Consider the following 1,898-nt stretch of genomic DNA (forward strand, 5'->3'; position numbering starts at 1 on the left):
TGGCAATGGTTCTCTATGCCTTTAGGTAGCAACATTATCAGTGCGGTTGCCTTTACTGTATTGAATTGCGGGTTGTTGACTTATTGGATTTGGCAATCTTTGATGCGCCGCTTTCCCAATCCCACCAAAACAATGTTGAGCAAAGGACAAAGTTACTTGCTGACAGCTTGTTTTGAAACCGTAATTTTGGGATTGGCGATCCAAAAAATGCCGCAATGGCAGTCTTTTCCAAATTGGTTGTCTTATAACTTGAATAGCCTACTTGTATTCAATTTGCTGCTGTTTTTGTGTTTGATAGTGGCACTTTCACCTCACCGACAAGCATTGCAGGATTGGGCGCGATATCGCCGGGAAAAAGCAGCGCATCGCAAGTTGTTCTGGAATCCTTCTTTGATGAAGGATTTGATCTGGGGTGAAAAAAGCCCGAACGTAATGGCGATCGTACTTAATTCGATCGTCGCCTGTCTGCCCCTAATTTGTTGGATTATCGTTTGGCCTCAAGATGCAGAAAAAGGTGAAGCTCTTTTCAGTTTAGCGCTGATGGTGAGTACGATCGCCATCTATGGAGCGATCGCCCAACTCATGCTATTCATGAGAACACAAAAACAAGCTGTGTGGGCAGCAGGTGCTTTGGGTGCGGCAATTGTCCTACCACCCCTGGTTTTTGCCGTTTTGTCGATCGGTTCTGCAAAACCACCCTTTGCACTTTGGTTGTTCTCCGCTTTCCCTTGGGTTGCCATCATGGAAAATACAGCAATTACAACTGTATGTATGGCAATTCTCGGACAGTTCGCCATCCTAGCACTGTTGAATATGCGATTGTCCCGACAGTTGCAACAAGCTGGTGAATCTGCTACCAAGGCGCTGTTAGCCGATCGTCGCGCTTAAAAAAAGCCTTCAGGCGTCAGCAATCATCTGTCAGTTATTTAACCGTAGGGTGGGTTAGGCACCGACAATAATTTCAGCCTTAAAACCGATAATTAATTTGCCGTGCTATCACCCACCATTACCAAAGTTAGAACAGAAAAAACATTTTTTCCAATCAACCCGAAAGAGCCCTTGTATTAATTACAAAAAAACCAGCAAACCTCCATTTTAAAGTTGACATAAATGAGCAAAAATACCATGATAAACCTACGTTTGTTAGACAGATTGGGTGATTGGAATCCGCAACTATACCGAGAAATAAAAGGACGGCTCAAATTTCGCAATTTAGCAGTAGCAGGCGCTGTATCTGTGGTGACGCAGTGCTTAATTTTTCTGCCTTTCTACCTACAAGTTTTTAGCAGCAAAAATTATAGCAATTATTGCCTAAAAGATAAACAATTCCAATGCCTTGTCAATCCTGCCGGTTTCGTTCTTATTGATTGGCAAGATTGGTGGCTGGACTTATTTAATCAACTGAGTATAATTTTCGCATTTGTGCTATTAGTGGGTGGCGTTCATATGCTGATCGGCGATGTGGGCAAAGAACAGCGTCGCGGCACACTTAACTTTATTAAATTGAGCCCCCAATCTAGCGAAAATATCTTAATCGGTAAGATTCTTGGCGCTCCTATTTTACTTTACATTGGCATCCTGCTAGCTATTCCTTTACATTTAGCATCTGCGATCGGAGCGGGCTTTCCTTTCGGATTACTGATTGGCTTTTATCTACTCATAGGCGCAAGTTGCTTCTTATTATACAGTACGATGCTGCTTCAGTCATTCCAAGTGGGATTTTTTACTTGGCCATGCACCTTTTTAAGCTTGATATTTATATCGCCTTGGTTGCAAATTCTCCAGGGTGTTCTCTATGCGGCAAAAAGACAAGATATTTATAACAGCAATTTCCAATGGTTTTATTTACCGATCGGTAGTAACTTATCTCTTCTAATGGGATTTTTACTTCTGAATAT

The 1,898-nt window shown here is 42.2% G+C and carries 2 pseudogenes; both read left to right on the top strand.

Going from position 1 to position 1,898, the window contains the following annotated elements:
• A pseudogene (locus H6S82_RS31500) lies at window positions 1–888 on the top strand (ABC transporter permease); the annotation flags it as partial.
• A gap of 237 nt (window positions 889–1,125) precedes the next feature.
• Window positions 1,126–1,898 (top strand): annotated as a pseudogene (locus H6S82_RS31505) (hypothetical protein); the annotation flags it as partial.

Source organism: Planktothrix sp. FACHB-1355 (genome assembly GCF_014748295.1).
Taxonomy (GTDB): domain Bacteria; phylum Cyanobacteriota; class Cyanobacteriia; order Cyanobacteriales; family Aerosakkonemataceae; genus Aerosakkonema; species Aerosakkonema funiforme_A.